Annotated in this window: 15 protein-coding genes; 6 read left to right on the forward strand and 9 right to left on the reverse strand. The window is 64.5% G+C overall.

Going from position 1 to position 17,339, the window contains the following annotated elements:
• Nucleotides 1-317 precede the first annotated feature (317 nt).
• From NKH02_RS25640 to NKH02_RS25665, 6 genes are all read right to left on the reverse strand, one after another.
• Entirely contained in the window at nucleotides 318-1,235 is a 918-nt protein-coding gene (locus tag NKH02_RS25640; RefSeq protein ID WP_352882480.1) for an Ivy family c-type lysozyme inhibitor, read from the reverse strand.
• A gap of 73 nt (nucleotides 1,236-1,308) precedes the next feature.
• Nucleotides 1,309-1,914: a 3-isopropylmalate dehydratase small subunit gene (leuD, locus tag NKH02_RS25645; protein WP_352662390.1), complete on the reverse strand. Its 606-nt coding sequence runs from the start codon at nucleotides 1,912-1,914 to the stop codon at nucleotides 1,309-1,311.
• Nucleotides 1,915-2,131: 217 nt separating this feature from the next.
• On the reverse strand, nucleotides 2,132-3,298 hold the full coding sequence (locus NKH02_RS25650) for an NAD(P)/FAD-dependent oxidoreductase (protein WP_352882482.1): 1,167 nt from the start codon (nucleotides 3,296-3,298) through the stop codon (nucleotides 2,132-2,134).
• A gap of 28 nt (nucleotides 3,299-3,326) precedes the next feature.
• Nucleotides 3,327-4,928, reverse strand: coding sequence for a sensor histidine kinase (locus NKH02_RS25655; protein WP_352882484.1), 1,602 nt, complete (start codon nucleotides 4,926-4,928; stop codon nucleotides 3,327-3,329).
• Nucleotides 4,919-5,611 (reverse strand): response regulator transcription factor, encoded by a 693-nt coding sequence (locus tag NKH02_RS25660; RefSeq protein ID WP_352882486.1) that lies wholly within the window; start codon nucleotides 5,609-5,611, stop codon nucleotides 4,919-4,921. The genes NKH02_RS25655 and NKH02_RS25660 overlap by 10 nt, the downstream gene beginning before the upstream one ends.
• A 3-nt stretch (nucleotides 5,612-5,614) precedes the next feature.
• Complete coding sequence (locus tag NKH02_RS25665) at nucleotides 5,615-7,159, reverse strand: DUF4153 domain-containing protein (protein WP_352882489.1); 1,545 nt, start codon at nucleotides 7,157-7,159, stop codon at nucleotides 5,615-5,617.
• 550 nt (nucleotides 7,160-7,709) lie between these two features.
• On the opposite strand from NKH02_RS25665, the gene NKH02_RS25670 reads away from it, so the two are divergent.
• Both NKH02_RS25670 and NKH02_RS25675 read left to right on the forward strand, forming a co-directional pair.
• A complete protein-coding gene (locus NKH02_RS25670; RefSeq protein WP_352882492.1) occupies nucleotides 7,710-8,600 on the forward strand; it encodes an HpcH/HpaI aldolase/citrate lyase family protein in 891 nt (296 codons plus the stop codon).
• A 44-nt stretch (nucleotides 8,601-8,644) separates the two neighbouring features.
• Nucleotides 8,645-8,851: a DUF1737 domain-containing protein gene (locus tag NKH02_RS25675; protein ID WP_027032001.1), complete on the forward strand. Its 207-nt coding sequence runs from the start codon at nucleotides 8,645-8,647 to the stop codon at nucleotides 8,849-8,851.
• On the opposite strand, the gene NKH02_RS25680 is transcribed toward NKH02_RS25675, so the two are convergent.
• The gene (locus tag NKH02_RS25680) at nucleotides 8,838-9,524 is read right to left on the reverse strand and encodes a hypothetical protein (protein WP_352882493.1); all 687 of its coding nucleotides are present in this window, start codon (nucleotides 9,522-9,524) and stop codon (nucleotides 8,838-8,840) included. The genes NKH02_RS25675 and NKH02_RS25680 overlap by 14 nt on opposite strands.
• A gap of 170 nt (nucleotides 9,525-9,694) precedes the next feature.
• Between NKH02_RS25680 and NKH02_RS25685 the strand changes: the two genes are divergently transcribed.
• On the forward strand, nucleotides 9,695-10,342 hold the full coding sequence (locus NKH02_RS25685; RefSeq protein WP_352882494.1) for a TetR/AcrR family transcriptional regulator: 648 nt from the start codon (nucleotides 9,695-9,697) through the stop codon (nucleotides 10,340-10,342).
• Nucleotides 10,343-10,412: 70 nt separating this feature from the next.
• Here NKH02_RS25685 and NKH02_RS25690 read toward each other — a convergent pair whose 3' ends face one another.
• Nucleotides 10,413-10,835 carry a metallopeptidase family protein gene (locus NKH02_RS25690; RefSeq protein WP_111544069.1) on the reverse strand — a complete coding sequence of 141 codons (423 nt, stop codon included), beginning with the start codon at nucleotides 10,833-10,835 and terminating at the stop codon, nucleotides 10,413-10,415.
• Nucleotides 10,836-11,017: 182 nt separating this feature from the next.
• Between NKH02_RS25690 and NKH02_RS25695 the strand changes: the two genes are divergently transcribed.
• Genes NKH02_RS25695 through NKH02_RS25705 form a run of 3 tightly spaced genes read left to right on the forward strand, consistent with a single transcriptional unit; the run spans nucleotide 11,018 to nucleotide 16,834 of the window.
• Nucleotides 11,018-12,079: an ImuA family protein gene (locus tag NKH02_RS25695; RefSeq protein WP_352882496.1), complete on the forward strand. Its 1,062-nt coding sequence runs from the start codon at nucleotides 11,018-11,020 to the stop codon at nucleotides 12,077-12,079.
• Nucleotides 12,021-13,499 (forward strand): DUF6504 family protein, encoded by a 1,479-nt coding sequence (locus tag NKH02_RS25700; protein ID WP_352882497.1) that lies wholly within the window; start codon nucleotides 12,021-12,023, stop codon nucleotides 13,497-13,499. The genes NKH02_RS25695 and NKH02_RS25700 overlap by 59 nt, the downstream gene beginning before the upstream one ends.
• Nucleotides 13,496-16,834: an error-prone DNA polymerase gene (locus tag NKH02_RS25705; RefSeq protein ID WP_352882499.1), complete on the forward strand. Its 3,339-nt coding sequence runs from the start codon at nucleotides 13,496-13,498 to the stop codon at nucleotides 16,832-16,834. Before NKH02_RS25700 ends, NKH02_RS25705 begins: the two co-directional genes overlap by 4 nt.
• Before the next feature lie 222 nt (nucleotides 16,835-17,056).
• On the opposite strand, the gene NKH02_RS25710 is transcribed toward NKH02_RS25705, so the two are convergent.
• A complete protein-coding gene (locus tag NKH02_RS25710; protein ID WP_352882500.1) occupies nucleotides 17,057-17,302 on the reverse strand; it encodes a Trm112 family protein in 246 nt (81 codons plus the stop codon).
• Nucleotides 17,303-17,339: the final 37 nt, after the last annotated feature.

Consider the following 17,339-nt stretch of genomic DNA (forward strand, 5'->3'; position numbering starts at 1 on the left):
AGTGTGGCGGCCATTTTGCAGGCAAGATGCCGGTCCGGCCATGGGCCAACGCAGAGGGATTGGCGGTGCAAACCTCGATGCCGGCGGGGCAGCACCCCCCTCTGCCCTGCCGGGCATCTCCCCCGCAAGGAGGGAGATCGCATATCACGAATGCTTTCGCCAATTACCAACGTTGCAGAGATGGCAGAGCGCCGAAGCTGCCAATCTCCCCCCTTGCGGGGGAGATGCCCGGCAGGGCAGAGGGGGGTGTGAAGGATCGCGGCGGACAATTCCTTTCCGCAACACGACGACGGTGCGGCCGCCGTCGCGCAAAATACCTAATTCGCCGACCCCTGCGCCTTGTCCAGCGCCTCCTTCACATCGGCCGGCCATGTCGCAACCGGCGGCCAGGCGTTCGGCTCGGCATCGTCGCCGCGGCGGGCGAAATAGAGTTTGTGCTTGGCCGGGTCGACCGCCATGAAACCGTCATTGCCGCCGCAGTCATGCGGCACGCAGCCGCTGGCGTAGAAGGCGCCCGACGCTGTCTTTTCCGTGCCGCCGCCGACCAGCAGGCTGGTCGCCATGTCGGGCATGTCCTTGCCCAGCAGCTTTTCGGCTTCCTTGTAGACAGCCTCGTTGTGGAAGGCGTCGATGATGTTCTGGTACTTTTCCGGATCGATGTCCTTCCAGTCCGTGCCGGGTTCCGGCATGTAGCTCAGATTGCCCGAAATCGTCAGCCCGTCCGTCGGCGACCACTGCAAGGCCGGCTTCTGATCCCCCGGCAACAGATAGGGCACGAAATAGATGGCGTTGTCGGACACCGCCGATGGCGGCGCACCGCACTGGTCCTGTTCGACGGTGGTGCTCTGGATGGTGCCGCCTTCCGGCTTCCAGACGATCACTGTCGCCGGCCCGCATTGATTGCCGCCATCGCCGACATCGAACAGCGCCACCTTGACGCCGCCGACCTCGACTATTCTGTCGAAGAAGACGTCATAGTTGGTGGCCAGCTGCTTGCCGTCGAAGGCAAGCACCTTCTCACCGTCCTGCTCCGGTTGGGTGATGGTCAGCTGGCCGCCCTCGAATGGCACAGGCGCCTGTTTGTCGTCATCCGAAGCGTCGGCGGCGTCTGTCCCCTGATCCGTGGCAGGCTTTTCGGCCGCCGACGCGGCGGGCGTCTGTGTCTGGGCGTGGCCCACGGCAGTCAGCAGAAGAAACGCCAGCCCGCAGGTGCCGGCAAGAAGCGAACGAGTCATGACCGTCCCTCCACTCAGTCGCAACGAACCCGGCTTGAAAGCGGCCGGGGCCTATCCGCCCGGAGCGTGCCGCTCAGGCCCACGGGCGCTGTTCGGCGTTCTTCTTCTCGAACGAAGCGATGGCGCCGGCCTTCTCCATGGTCAGGCCGATGTCGTCGAGCCCGTTGAGCAGGCAGTGCCGCTTGAAGTCGTCGAGGTCGAACGTGACCACGCCGCCATCCGGTCCACGGATTTCCTTGGCTTCGAGATCGACCGACACCGTGGCGTTGGAGCCGCGCGACGCGTCGTCCATCAGCTTCTCGAGATCCTCTGGGCTGACGGTGATCGGCAGGATGCCGTTCTTGAAGCAGTTGTTATAGAAAATGTCGGCGAACGAGGTCGAGATGACGCAACGGATGCCGAAGTCGAGCAGCGCCCACGGCGCGTGCTCTCTGCTCGAGCCACAGCCGAAATTGTCGCCGGCGACCAGGATCTGCGCCTTGCGATAGGCCGGTTTGTTGAGCACGAAATCCGGATTTTCCGAACCGTCGTCGTTGTAGCGCATTTCGGCGAACAGGCCGGTGCCGAGCCCGGTGCGCTTGATCGTCTTCAGATAATCCTTCGGGATGATCATGTCGGTGTCGACATTGACGATCGGCATCGGAGCGGCGACGCCGGTGAGCTTGGTGAATTTTTCCATGGCTTTTGCCCGTATTTTCGTTGCGGGGGAATTTGCTGACGCCGGTTTACACAAAGCCGGCGGCAAATAAAAGGCAACTGTTTGTGCGCGGTGGCGCAAGCCACGATGGATGTCACCCGAAATTGGCTCCGGTTTTCGGCCGCAAGGGATCACCTGACTTGCAACAGCTTGAGATGGGAAGGATCGCTTCGGAACAGGTTCCGTTCCGCAACCTCGCTCAAATCACATTCAATTCCCGGAACGCCCGCCCTTCCGCAATCCGGTCATAGCCGAACGCGGAACAATCCACCGTGCGATAACCCCCATGCACGATCAGCTCGGCCAGCGCCTTGCCGACCGCCGGCGCCTGCTGCAGGCCGTGGCCGGAGAATCCGTTGGCGAACAGGAAATTGCCGACCTCGGGATGCGGGCCGATCACCGCGTTCTGATCGAGTGTGTTGTAGTCGTAGTGGCCGGCCCAGGCCCGCGTCGGCTTGATCGCTTCGAAGGCTGGAATGCGGGTCGCCAGCACGGGCCAGATCACCTCTTCGAACAGCGGCCAATCGACCTCGAAATCCCCGGGGGCGGCCGGGCCGTCGCCCTCTTCCGGTTCGGCCCCGCCGGTGAGATAGACCGAGCCTTCCGGGCGCACATAGATGCCGGAGGGATCGACCAACAGCGGCATGTCGGCATATTTCTCGCGCGCCTCGAAAACGAAGACGTTGCGCTTGCGCGGCTCGACCGGCAGCGCCAGCCCGGCCATCGCAGCGACCTTGCCGGCGTTCGGCCCGGCGGCGTTGACGACGATGCCGGCCTCCAGCGTCTGGCCATTGTCGAGGCTGACGCTGGTAACGCGGTTGCCGTCGCGCTCAATGCCGGTGACATCAGCGGTGATGAAATCGATCTTCTTCTCGCGCAGCGCCTTTCGGAACAGCATCAGCATCGCGTGCGCGTCGAACCAGCCCTCGCCTGTCCGGCCATAGGCGCCGGCGGTGATGCCCTCGGCCGACAGCCACGGGAAGCGGCGCACCAGCTGCTCCGCGTCCTCGAGAACGATGTCGGCGCCCTCGGCCATCTGCGCCTCGTGATTGCTCTTGAGGATCGGCAAGCCGTCCTCGCCGGCCAGGATGAGATAGCCGCCTTCGCGAAAGCCGATATCGGCGTCCGCGCCGAACTCTTCCTTCAGCCGCCGGAACAGCTTTAGCGTGAACTGCGACAGGCGGATGTTTTCGGGGATCGAGAATTGCTGGCGGATCGAGGCCATGGACAACGTCGTTGCCGCGTGGGCGAACCGCGGATCGCGCTCGATCAAGGCGATCGAGCCGGAAAACCCTTCCTCGCGCAGATAATAGGCGACCGAGGATCCGACGATGGCCCCGCCGATGATGACGATGTCGTAGCGCACTTTTTTCTCCGATCCTCTGCCCGCGTCCTCACGCGACCGGCAAGATAATCTCGAAGCGCGTGCCGCGCTCGGAGTCAACCAGCGCGATCATACCATCATGCGCTTTCAGGAGGGCCAGCACGATGCCGAGGCCCATGCCGGTGCCGCCGGTAGAGCGCCGCGTGGTGAAGAACGGCTCGAAGATGCGCGCCCGGTTGCTCGGCGAAATGCCGGCACCGTCGTCACCGACCTGAATGGTTGCCTTGCCACCGGCGCTCGCTGCCGTGACCGAAACCTGCGTCGCGCCGTGCCTGGCGGAATTGTCGATGAGATTGGCAAGCACGATTGCAGCGTTCTCCGCCGATATGCGCAAAGCCAGATCGCCGCCGGCCTCGACGCGAACCGCCAGCCTGTTGTCGACGGGAAGCAGCGCCAGTGCCGCGCCAATCGAGGTGCTTTCGCCGCTCGGCGCAAGGTTTTCGGCGCGCGCCAAGTCAAGCAGGCGCCGCACCAGCAGATTGAGCCGCCCCGCGTCGGTGACGATGTTGTTTGAGAAACGCCGCCGCTCCGTATCGTCCATCGCGCTGCCTGAATCGCGCAGCAGCTCGGCCGCGCCCTGGATCGCCGTCAGCGGCGATTTGAGCTCATGCGAGACATGGGTGGCAAAAGTCTGGATGGAGTCCGAGCGCGCCTGCAGCTTTTCGGCCATATCGAGGAAGGCTGCGGACAGCTCCGCCATCTCGTATGTGCCGTGGTGGTCGAGCGGCTGGATCGCCTCGCGGTCACCGGCTGCAATGCGCTCGGTGCGGTCGATCAGCGCGTAGATCGGCCGGCTGACGGTGCGCAGGAAAACCAGGCCGATGAGCAGCGTGCCGCCGAGAATGGCGATGGCCGCCAACGTCACCTTGCCGCGCTCGCCATAGAGATGTTTTATGATGTTGTTGGGCGTCCGCGACACATAGACGACGCCGGCGACCCTGCCATCGACGGCCACTGGCAAGGCGACGAAGACACGCACCTTGGTGCCCCGGCTGACCGAATAGAGCGGCGGCGCCGGCTGGTCGGGGATGCGCAGCCGCAGCGCGCTTGCGTGGCGGCCGCTGAGTGCCTCGCGCACCTCCTCGACCGCGCCAAGCGACTGCCCGACCTCGCCGCGTCCGGCAATGACGACGCCTCGGGGGTCGAGCAGCCGGAAGCCGGCCAGCGTGGTTTTCTGCGTGGCGTCGAGAACGCCGGACAGGCGTACCCCGATCGCCGCGAAGGCGGGATCGGCGATTGCAGCCACGGCCGCCGGCCGGGTGGGAAGTACATAGTCGGAGGCCAGATCGAGCCGCGGCTCGATCGGCCTGTACAGCGGGTCCAGATCGGCACTTCGGCTTGAACTCCCACCCGCCCGCGGCATCGATGCGCCGAGTTTGTCCGATGCAATGCCGGCGTCGCGCACTTCCCGCGCATAGATGGCGGCGATGGCCGCCCCTTGCGCGATCAGCTCCGCCTCGGTCTGGCGGATCAGCTGGTTCTCGTAGAGCCGGAAGAAGAACAGGCCGACCAGCGGCAAGGCCATCACCATGATCAGGATGGCGACGACGACCGTGGCGAGGCGAGGCCGCCATTTGCGGCCGATCCATTTTCGCGAAGTCGTCAGCCGCATCGGCCGAGCCGGAAGCCGACGCCATGCACGGTCTCGATGACATCCAGGCAACCCACCGCCGCCAGCTTGGCGCGGATGTTGCGGATATGGCTGTCGACGGTGCGGCCGGCGACATGGATGTTGCCTGCATAGGCACTGGCCATCACCGCGTCGCGGTCGAGCACATGCGTCGGCCGCGCCAGAAACCCTTTCAGGATCGAGAACTCTATCCCTGTCAGGGCAAGCGGCTTACCGTCGAAGCTGGCGGCATGGCTGGCAGGCACCAGGGCCAGTTTGCCCTGCGCGAACTGCCTGTCGTCGGCCGGTTGGGGCGACGCCGGGCGGGCGCGCCGCAGGATGACGTTGACGCGGGCGACCAGTTCGCGCGGGCTGAACGGTTTTGTCACATAGTCGTCGCCGCCCATTTCGAGGCCGAGGATGCGGTCGATCTCCTCGTCACGCGCCGACAGGAACAGCACCGGCACATCGGATGTGTGCCGCAGCCGCCGGCAGACCTCCAGCCCGTCCATCTCAGGCATGCCGATGTCGAGCACGATCAGATCAGGTGCTCGCCGTCCGATCGCCTGCAAAGCGGCGGCACCGTCGGCCACCGCCTGCGTCCGCATGCCGGCCTTTTCCAGCGCAAAGCAGATCACCTCGCGGATATGCGGATCATCGTCGGCGACGAGGATGTGATGCGGCATCGATCAGCGGCCCGGCAGGTAAGGTTCGATACGGTGAGGAACCACGAACGGCCCCTTGCTGTCGAGATACCCGAGCAGCCGCCAGTCGCGAAAGCTCCAGGCCCGCCAGTTCTGCTGGAGGGTACGATACCAGCCTTCGTCGCTGCCGCGCCGCCCCGTCAGTTCGCGAACGACCGGATTGTTGGCGGCGGCAGTCCGGCTCTGATGATCGAGAAAGCGATCGAGCGCCGGAAACGCGCTCGGGCCGAGCGAGCGCAGGTACCAGGCGTCGAGGGGAATGCCCTGGTCGGTCATTTCAAAGGAATGGTCGACATTGTAATTGGCGATCGTTGCTGCGAAATTGATGAAACAGCCGGCATAAAGCGTCAGGGATAACGTCAGAAGATTGGCGGACAGCAGCCATTCGTTGGATTTTCCAAGTGCGATGCGGGCGATGATCAGGGCAAGGCCTGATACCACCAGCCCCATCCAGACGAAGGCGGCGACGCGCCAGTAGGTCAGCCCATAGATGCCGACATAGAGGTCGAGCCGCAGGATCGACGAGATGACAAGCATGATGTTCTGCGCGACCCAGGCATAGACCAGCCGGCGGATGAGCGGATCGGCCGATGTTTCGCTGCCCGGCCGCAGCGCCGCCGGCACGAAGCCGGCGGCAAGCAGCGCGGTGACGATCAGCGGATAGGCGCCGCGATGCGCGTAAGACGCGTAGCTCAGCCCGTCGGGAAGGGCTGCCCCGCCCCACAGATAAGTTGCGTCGAGCCCGGTCTGCAGCGCGAACAGGATGTTGAAGATAACAAGTGCGCGAAAAATGGCGGCCTTGCCGAACAGGATGTCCTCGATGGTGGTGACGGTTTTCTCGGCCTGAGCGCTTACCGCCGGCGCCGCGTGAGGGATGCGGCGAATCAGGCGCGGCACCCGCGGTCGCAAAAAGGCCCAGGCGCCGGCAAGCACGAACAGCCAGAAGGCAATCCGCGCAAGCTGGATGAGATCGAGCAGCCTCACGAGGTCGATCAGCGACAGCCAGTAATCGATGACCGGGTTAGCGGCGCCGAACAGCGCCAGGAAGACCGCGCCCAGGGTCAGCGGCATCACCCAGACGGCGATCGCCGCCAGTCGCACACGGCGCCGGCCGAAGCGGCGCGCCGTCTTGCGCCAGCGGATGAAATCACTGGCGAACCGGAACGGCGCCGCCAGCCCGAACAGCGCGACCTGGCCGGCAATGCGGGCGATGCGGTGTCGCAGCCGCCCGCTCAGCGAAAGCGCGAAGACGACCAGGGCCGCAAGTGCAATCGAGACGGACAAGGCGCTGACATTTTCGGCAAGCGGCAGCAGCGCGACAAGCAAGGCGATGGGCTTGAGCCAGATCCTGCCGTCGCTGAAGGCCGCTGGGTGCACGGCGACGACCGCCGCGGCGATCAGGATGGCGAACAGGAAAACGGTGATCCCGGCAGGCTGGCCATAGAACAGGAAATCCGCAAGCGCGACCAGCAGCACGGCGACACCAAGGCGGCTGCAATAGCTCGGCGCGGCAGCGAACAACGATGTCATGACCTGGCTTTCCTGATGGCTCCCAGCCGGATTGCCGACGGGCTCTGCGGGCAAAGGGGATGAGGATCACCGTCGCGCGCGGCTGATCGACCAGCCACCAGCCCTCGTTGCGCAGCCGGTAAGGCAGACGGGGTTTTTCTCGCTTGTGCATGCCGCCTGTCTCGCAGGCCGGCTGGGAAACGGCAGGGCGGATCCGAGGAGGTTTTCCCCAAGCGTGTGCAGTTTTCGTGCAGGGCCTGCGCTTCAGGGCTGGTGCGCTGCGCACATCCTTTCCAAACGTTGGCGCCGCCCCTCACCTGCCTGCCGGCATCCTCTCCCCGTAAACGGGGCGAGGGGGGCTGGCCGCAGCGCTGGCGCCTTTCCGCAAGGTTGGCTATTGGCGAAATTGACGGTGAGAGCGTCCTTCTCCCCGTCATTATACGGGGAGAAGATGCCGGCAGGCAGATGAGGGGCAGCGCTGATCTTGACGATTGGCTGACCCCGCGCAAACTTCACCTGATCCATTGCCCCGGCGCTTGCCTCGACCAACCGCACGCGGCATAGATCACCCATGGAAACCTACCGCCCGCGCCGCTCCGTACTCTACATCCCGGCCTCCAGCGACAAGGCGCTAGCCAAGATCGCGCAGCTTTCCTGCGACGCCGTCATCATCGACCTCGAAGACGCCGTCGCACCGGCCGACAAGATTGCCGCCCGCGAAAAACTGGCGGGCATTTTGGCCAAACGTCCGGTTGTCAACGATATTGGCCGCCGCTGCGAGATGATCGTGCGCGTCAACGCGCTGTCCAGCGAATGGGGCGCCGACGATCTGCTTGCCATGGCCAAATGCGAACCTGACGGACTCCTGCTACCCAAGGTCGACACGCCGCGCGACATTCTGGAAGTCGGCGACGTGCTCGACGACAATTTTGCCCCCGATGCGGTGAAACTATGGGCGATGATCGAGACGCCCAAGGCCATGCTCAACATCGGCGCCATTGCCGAGCTTGGCCGCGATCCGGCCTCGCGGCTCGACTGTTTCGTTGCCGGAACGAATGATCTGGTCAAGGAGACCGGCGTGCTGGTCACACCTGACCGGCGCTATCTCGTGCCCTGGCTGATGCAGATGCTGTTGGCCGCGCGCGCCGGCGGCATCGACATGCTCGACGGCGTCTCCAACGATTTCCGCGACCTCGACGCTTTCGCCCGTGAGTGCACGGAAGCCGCGGCCATGGGGTTCGACGGCAAATCGCTTATCCACCCGGCCCAGATCGAAGCCGCCAATCGGGCCTTTGCACCGTCGCCCGAGGCGGTAGCCGAGGCGCGCTCGGTGAAAGAGGCCTTCGAGCTTTCCGAAAATGCCGGCAAAGGTGTGATTGCGCTGAACGGAAGGATGGTCGAGCGGCTGCACCTGGCGCAGGCCGAAAAACTGCTGGCGAAGGCAGCCGCCATCGACGCATGATATCAGCCCTATGCTTGCGGGCTACTCACGACAGGAATCACCCTATGAAACTCTACCGCTTTCTGACCGGCCCGGACGACGCCAGCTTCTGCCACAAGGTAACGGCGGCGCTGAACAAGGGCTGGCACCTGTTCGGCTCGCCGACCTATGCTTACGATAAGAAGGCCAAGACGATGCGCTGCGGCCAAGCCGTCGTGAAGGATATCGATGGACAGGAATACGGGCCGGACACCAAGCTTAGCGACTGGTAGTCGGCGCTCGCATCCACAGCCACCCGGCCAGCCAGGCAATCGCCGCCGCAAGCGTCACCAAGCCCAGGTCAAGAGCCAACTCCGGCACGAACGCACGGAGCGCGATAGGCACCGCGCCAATGAAATAGAGAGCGAGTGGAATGCGCGGCACGCCTCTTGCAACGACAAGAGAGATTACAAATGCGAGCGTCCCAAGCAGAAAAAGAACTGAACTGACGACCAGAGCCAGCCCGAGAGGCCCGGCGCGCAGGTCGATGATGGTTGTCAGCGGAAGTTTCGAAAATACGAGATTGATCACCACTTCCACGCCGACCAAACTTGCCAATGCAACGAAGTTGACGACAAACGCGATCATGCCGAACAGGCCCGCGCGCCGGCCAAAAGCAAGAAACAGGCCTACGACAAGACCAAGCGCCAAAATCTCGGCGACTGGCGCGAGAAGTTGCGTCAGATCGGTGGTCGCGATGAGCGAGCTGCGTTTAGCCGCGTTGACCAGAAGAATAAGCGCGCTTCCCACCCCGGCGACGGAAGCAAGCCGATAGAGCGTAGCGCTGGGCACAGCCGCGCTCGACCGGACAGTCGTGGAATTCTCCTCGTGCCGAGGTCCTTCGGCTGGCCTCTGAAGCGAAATGAGCGATTGCGGACGGCGGGGTTCGGCGGTTGTGGCGAGCATGGTCGTCTCCTCATCTGGGAAAACGGCGGCCGCGAAGACCGCGGGCCTGTTCCGATCCCATCTGTAATCGCTGCTTACATTCTCTTGCCGGAGTTGTAAACGGTGATTACATAAATTGCGGAATCATGCTACGGACGCGTGAAGCAGTTCTACCGAACGAAGGGAACGAGATGGCAGAAGCCAAGACGCCTCGCCGCGCCAGCTACCACCATGGCAATTTGCGAGACACGCTGATCGATGCTGCAATTCAACTTGTCGAGGAAGGCGGCCCCGACAATGTGAGCGTGCGCGAAGCCGCAAAGCGGGCCGGCGTTTCCCCCGGCGCGCCCTTCCGGCATTTTCAGTCGAAAACAGCGCTGCTGACCGCGGTCGCCGAACAGGCCATGAGCCGGCTGACAGAGGCCGTCGCCAATGCACTTTCAGAAGTCGACAGCGCGGATCCCGTCGTGGCCTTCGAAGCAATCGGACAAGGCTATCTGGAATGGGCGATTGCCAATCCCACGCATTTCCAGATCATCAGTTCCCGAACGCTGATTGATTTCGACGGGTCGGACAGTCTTCGGGGTCAGAATGAAGCCATTCGCCGGAAGATGATCGACCTGCTGACCCAGGCGCAACAACAGGGTCGGTTGGCTGCGAACACGGACTTCGATCATCTGGTTCTTGCCGCTCGTGCATTTGTCTATGGGTTGGCACGAATGGCGGTCGATGGTCATTTTCCGCAGTGGCATCCGTCCGAGGCGCCATCGCTCGCCGTGCGCAAGGCGCTGCATCTTTTCATCAGCCGGATGACCAACCTGCCTGAATCGAAATCTTAGAGGCCTTTGCCGCCGCTGGGTTCTGGACCGACTCGAGAGGAATGGACAGTTCACGCGGCGTAGGAACCAGTTACTCCGCCGCCTCTTCGATCTTCTCCATATCATCGTCCGACAGCCCGAAATGGTGGCCGATCTCGTGGATCAGCACGTGGGTGACGATGTCGCCCAGCGTTTCCTCGTTCTCGGACCAGTAGTCGAGGATGGCGCGGCGGTAGAGCGTGATGCGGTTCGGGCCTTCGCCGGTCTGCGGATTCCAGCGCTCGGCGATGCCGCGTCCCTCGAACAGCCCGAGCAGGTCGAAGGGCGTCTCCAGCGATAGATCGTCCATGATCTCGTCGGTCGGGAACTCGGCGATCTGGATGACGATCTCGCCGGTCAGCTTGCGAAAATCCTCCGGCAGATGGGCATACGCCTCCAGCGCCAGGAACTCCATTTCCTCCATCGAGGGCGAGAGTTCGTCGTGCCAGGTGCGGGTCTTGTAGATGCGGGCCATGCTTTGTCCTTTGATCCCGGGCATATAGGCTTTCGCACCGGAATCGGCAAATGAACGGGCTGATGCGCCTGCATCATCAGGTGGAGAGGAATAAATTCCCCATGAGTCTGCTTGACTCTTGGGGGGCTCTCTGGAATCTATAGGAACATAACAGGAACAATTGTGAGTGGAAGCTGACCGTCATGGCGATGACCGCCGTGGCGCGGGAGACTGTTTTTGCCCTGCGCCGCCAGATCGCGAAAATCGAGGGAACGCTGCCCGAGCGCCTGCGGGCGCCGGCCGCAGCGACCCTTGATGCTGACGTCAGCACGGATGTCACGTCCAATACCGATCTCACTATCGTCCGGCGCGGCATTGCCGCGGCTTTGCCGGATGCGTTCCTGCCCACCGGCGTCGAGCGTCTCGATGCCGCTTTGAGTGGCGGCCTGCCGAAGGCAGCCCTGAGCGAAATCCATGGCACGCAAACCCGCGATGCCGGGGCCGTCGCCGGCTTCGCCCTGTCGCTCGCCAGCCTAATCCTCAAGCGGACGCCAGGGTTGCCGGTGCTGTGGATAGGCACCACGGAAATCTTCCGCGAAGCCGGCTTTCCCTATGCCAGGGGGCTTCATGCCTCGTTCGGCATCGAGCCGGAACAATTGCTGTTTTCCGAGGCGCCCAGACTTGTCGATGCGCTGTGGGTCGCCGAGGAGGCGGCCCGGATGACGGCGCTCGCCGCCGTCATCCTCGAAATCCGCGGCAATCCGCGGCGACTGGACCTGACCGCGACGCGCCGGCTGCATGCAAGGGCGCAAGGTGCGGGCCGGCCGGTGTTCCTGCTGCGGCAGGCGGCCGAGCCCGAGCCGACGGCGGCCCCCGTCCGCCTCATCGTCGCCTCGGCGCCGGCGGCACCACGCGACACCATCGCCGGGCCGCTCGCCGGCTCGATCGGCCACCCGGCCTTCACCCTCACCATCGGCAAGAGCCGCACGGCCTTGCCTGGACAATTCACACTGGAGTGGAACCCCGATGAACGCGCATTCGACGAAAGAGCGGGCGACGAAAGAAGGGGCGAAGAGAGAGGCCGGGCAAAGAATCCTGTCTCTGTGGTTTCCCTATCTGGCAGTGGAAAGGATCCTGCGGCAGCGTCTGGGGCGGTCCTGGCGTTCCCGGCCGTCGGATCACCTGCCGCCATCTCACCCACCGCTGGTGATCAGCCATCGCGACCGCAACGCGCAGCGCATCTCGGCCCTCGACGAGCGGGCTGAGGCGCTGCACCTGAAGCGCGACATGGGCATTGCCGATGCGCGCGCCATGCATCCGTCGATCGACATCGTCGAGGCCGATCCGGAGGCCGATCGCCGCCTGCTCGAAGGCCTTGCCGACTGGTGCGACCGTTACACCCCGCTGGTGGCGCTGGACGGGGCGGACGGCCTGTTCCTCGACGTCACCGGCTGCACCCATTTGTTCGGCGGCGAGCGCGCCATGCTGGACGACATCCTGTCGCGTTTCTTCCATCAGGGTTTTGACGTCCGCGCCGGGCTTGCCGCGACACCGGGAGCGGCCTGGGCGGCGGCACGGTTTGCCGGCGACCGCATCGTCGATGCCGGCGAGGAGGAAGCGCTGCTGGCACCCCTGCCGCTGGCCGCACTGCGCATCGAGCCGGCGACCCGCGCCAGCCTGGAAAGCGTCGGCCTGCGCACGGCGGGCGCCGTCATGGCGGCACCGCGCGCGCCGCTCGCCCGCCGCTTCGGCGCCTTGCTGCTCCTGCGCCTCGACCAGGCGCTTGGCCGTCTCGACGAGGCGGTGTCACCGCGCCTGCCCGTCGCGCCGCTTTCGGTCGAACGCCATCTCGCCGAGCCCGTCACCCTGACCGAGGACATCGAACGGCTGGTGGGCATGCTGGCGACGACCTTGAAGATCGACCTCGAGCGCCGCGGCGAGGGCGCCAGGACGCTGGCGCTGCTGCTCTTTCGCGTCGACGGCGCCGTCAGCCGCATCGCTCTCGGCACCTCGCGGCCGCTGCGCGAACCCAAGCTGATCCAGAAATTGTTCCATGAGCGGCTGGCCGCGCTCGAACAGGATATCGATGCCGGCTATGGCTTCGATCTGGTGCGGCTTTCGGTGCTGACATCAGCCGCTTTCGACATGCAGCAGGCCGACCTTGCCGGCGAGGTGATCGACGACGGCGCCGACATCGCGCTGTTCGCCGACCGCATCCGCGCCCGGCTTGGTGATGGCGCGGTGCTGCAACCGGTCGTCGTCGAAAGCCATCTGCCGGAGCGTGCCGTCGCCACCATCCCCTTCACCGAAGCGCCGCGCCGGACCACGCCGCCGAAAAGGCCGGACAGGCTGCAGGCGCCAAAAACCATCTTCCCGCCGGAACGGCCGATCCGGCTGTTCCGCTCGCCCGAACCCATCGATGTGCCGGCCACCGAAATGCCCGAGGGACCGCCGCTGAACTTCCGCTGGCGGCGCGCGCTCTACCGGGTGACGCGGGCCGAAGGGCCGGAACGCATCGCGGCGGAATGGTGGCGCGAGGCGCCGAGCGACGAGGCGGTATCGACGCGCGACTATTTCCGCATCGAGGATGGCGACGGCCGCCGCTACTGGCTCTATAGGCAAGGTCTCTACGGCGGCGCCTCGCAGGTCCCGCCGCGCTGGTTCCTGCATGGGGTCTTCGCATGAACGCGCTGACCGTCATCCCCTATGCCGAGTTCGGCATCCAGTCGAATTTCTCCTTCCTGCGCGGCGCCTCCAAGCCGGAGGAGCTGGTGGTCGCCGCCAAGCTTTTGGGCTTTTCCGCGATCGGGCTTGCCGATCGCAACACGGTGGCCGGCGTGGTGCGAGCCTGGCAGCAGGCCAAGGTGGAAAAGCTTTCCTACCATCCCGGCTGCAGGCTGGTTTTCGGCGACGGCACGCCGGACATTCTCACCTATCCGCAGGACCGCAAGGGCTGGGGGCACCTGTGCCGCATGCTGACTCAGGCCAATCTACGCGACGAAAGTGAAAAGGGCGCCACCCTTCTCCAGCGCGGCGACCTCCTCGAATGGGGGGATCTGATGTCGCTGGCGGTCCTGCCCGATCTGTCGGCGGGGCCGCAAGACAGTCTCGCCTTGCTTCGAGACCTCAAGGATCGTTTCGGTCGGAACCTGCGGCTTGGCGTTTCGCCCGACTATGCCGGCAATGACCGTTTCCGGATCGAGCAGGCGGCTGCGTTTGCCGAGAGCGCCGGCATCCCGTTGATGGCGACCAACGACGTTCTCTACCACACCGCCGAACGGCGCCCGCTGCAGGACGTGCTGACCGCGATCCGCCTCAACACGCCCGTCGCCGAGGTCGGATTGCAACTGGCGGCCAATGCCGAACGCCACCTGAAGCCGCCGATGGAGATGGCGCGCCTGTTTCGCAGGTATCCGCAGGCGCTGGCCGAGACCTTGCGGTTTGCGCAGGAGCTGACGTTTTCGCTGAGCGACCTCCAGTACAACTACCCCGACGAGCCGACGGAATCGGGCCTCGGGCCGCAGGCCGAGCTGGAACGGCTGGCGCGGGAGGGGGCTGCCGAGCGTTATCCGGAAGGTGTGCCTGCCTCCGTGACCAAGCGCATCGCGGAGGAGCTGGCTCTGATCGAGCGCCTCAACTACGCCCGCTATTTCCTGACCGTCCATGACATCGTCAAGTTCGCCCGCAGCCAGGACATTCTCTGCCAGGGGCGCGGTTCGGCCGCCAATTCGATCGTCTGCTTCTGCATCGGCATCACCGAAGTCGGCCCGGACAGGATCGACACGCTTTTCGAGCGCTTCATTTCCGAGGAGAGGAACGAGCCACCGGATATCGACGTCGATTTCGAGCATGAGAAGCGCGAGATCGTCATGCAGTACATCTACACGAAATACAGCACCAAGCGCACCGCACTGGCCGCCGCCGTGATCAGCTATCGCGGCCGCTCGGCGTTGCGCGAAGTGTCGAAGGCAATGGGCCTTTCGGAAGATGTCCGAGGGTCTTTGTCAGGCTCGATCTGGGGCTGGTCCACCTCGGAGCTTGGCGAGAAAGAGGCCCGCGCCGGCGGCCTCGATCATGCCGATCCAGTGTCGCGGCATGTATTGGAACGCGCCAACGAGATCATGGGGTTTCCCCGCCACCTGTCGCAGCATGTCGGCGGCTTCGTCATCACCAGGGACCGGCTGGACGAGATCGTGCCCATCGTCAAGACGGCGATGGACGAGCGCAAGATGGTCGAATGGGACAAGGACGATCTCGACGCGGTGAAGATCCTCAAAGTGGACGTGCTGGCGCTCGGCATGCTGACCTGCCTGAAACGCGCCTTCACTTTGCTCACTGAGCATTATCCGAAGGCGAGGGACCAGTATGGGCAGCCCTATGTGCTGGCCACCCTGCCGCCGGAGGATAGGCAGGTCTACAAGATGATCTGCCGCGCCGACACGCTCGGCGTCTTCCAGATCGAATCGCGCGCTCAGATGTCGATGCTGCCGCGTCTCAAGCCGGACAATTTTTATGATCTCGTCATCGAGGTGGCGATCGTTCGGCCGGGCCCGATCCAGGGCGACATGGTCCATCCCTATCTGCGCCGCCGGCAGGGCAAGGAAAAACCCGAATATCAAAAACCGGAACTGGAGGCGATCCTCGGCAAGACGCTTGGCGTGCCGCTGTTCCAGGAACAGGCGATGAAGATCGCCATCGTCGCGGGCGGTTTCAAACCGGGCGAGGCCGATGAACTGCGCCGCGCCATGGCCACCTTCAAGCGCACCGGCACCATCGGCAATTACCGCCGGCGCATGATCGACGGCATGGTTGGCAAGGGATACACCAAGGACTTCGCCGAACGCTGCTTCAAGCAGATCGAAGGCTTTGGCGAATACGGCTTTCCCGAAAGCCACGCCGCCTCCTTCGCGCTGCTGGTCTATGCCTCCTGCTGGTTCAAGACCTTCTATCCCGACGTGTTCTGCGCAGCGATCCTGAATTCGCAGCCTATGGGGTTTTACCAGCCGGCCCAGCTCGTGCGCGACGCGCGCGACCATGGCGTCGACATCCGCGACGTCGACGTCAATTTCTCGGTCTGGGACTGCACGCTGGAGAAGGCGCCTTTCGATCCGGCCCGCATCCTCGCGCGCCATGCCGAGATGCGCGGCGTCATCGAGACGGATCATGCGCTGCGGCTCGGCTTCCGGCAGATCAAGGGTCTGTCGGAGGAACGCATGGACGCTTTCGTCGAGCGGCGCGGTTCAGGCTACGAGTCCGTGAGGGATATCTGGCTGCGCTCCGGCTTGGATGTCGGCGAGATCGAGAGGCTGGCGCAGGCCGACGCCTTCCGCTCGCTTGGCCTCGATCGTCGTGAAGCCTTGTGGGCGGTGCGCGCGCTCGACGGCAAGAGCGCCGCCGAAAGGCTGCCGCTGTTCGACCAGCCGGCGCTCCGCCTGCGCGAACTGGAGCCCGAGACGAAGCTGCCGACAATGCCGCTCGGCGAGCATGTCATCCACGACTACCGCTCGCTCGGCCTGTCGCTGAAGGCGCATCCGGTCGCCTTCCTGCGCGAGCGCCTCGACCGCGCCGGCGTCACGCCCAATGCGAACCTGCCTTCCGTACGCGACGGCCGGCGTGTCTCCGTTGCCGGGCTTGTTCTGGTGCGGCAGCGCCCCGGCAAGGGCAACGCGATCTTCCTGACGCTCGAAGACGACAAGGCCGTCGCCAACATCATTTTCTGGCAAAGAACCTTCGACCGCTACCGGCCGATCGTGATGGGCGCGCGGTTCGTTCGGGTCACTGGGAAATTGCAGTCGGAATCGGGTGTGGTCCACATCGTCGCGGAAAAGGTCGAGGACCTGACGCCCTGGCTGACCGTGCTTCTTGAGAAGGTCAGCGAAGCTGGACCGGCACGCCCCGCCTGGGAGGATCCGAATCGCAACGGTCGACCCACAATCCGGAGCGCACCGATCCGACAGGATCTCGCGGCATTATCGGGAGAGGCGGAACAAGTGATGCCCAAGGGACGTAATTTTCAGTAGTGGCAAAAAACTTCGATGTCAGCGGGACAGCACCCCCCTCTGTCCTGCCGGACATCTCCCCCGCAGGTGGGGAGATCGGCAGTTCGTGCGTATCGCCAGCTTTCAGACGTTAGAGATTGGCGAAGGCCGATGCGACATCCGATCTCCCCCCTTGCGGGGGAGATGCCCGGCAGGGCAGAGGGGGGTGTGAAGGAACGCGGCGGAAAATTCTATCCGCACTCTTCAGCCCGGTCCGCCCAAGCGCGGCGGCGGCGGGGCCAGCACATCCTCCACGGAGAGCGTCCGCGCTTCCGAGGGCAGCATGATCGGGATGCCGTCGCGCACCGGATAGGCGAGCTTGGCAACCCGCGAGACCAGCTCACCGCGCTCCGGATCCCAGGTCAGCGGCCCCTTGGTCAGCGGGCAGGCCAGCAGCTCCAGCAGCTTGGGGTCGACATTGACCTTCTTCCCGCCACGTCCGTCCGCCATTCGGTCCGTCCTCCTCACCCTCGGATTATCCGAACGT

Origin of the sequence: Mesorhizobium sp. M1396 (assembly GCF_040317725.1) — a bacterium.
In the GTDB taxonomy this organism is placed as follows: domain Bacteria; phylum Pseudomonadota; class Alphaproteobacteria; order Rhizobiales; family Rhizobiaceae; genus Mesorhizobium.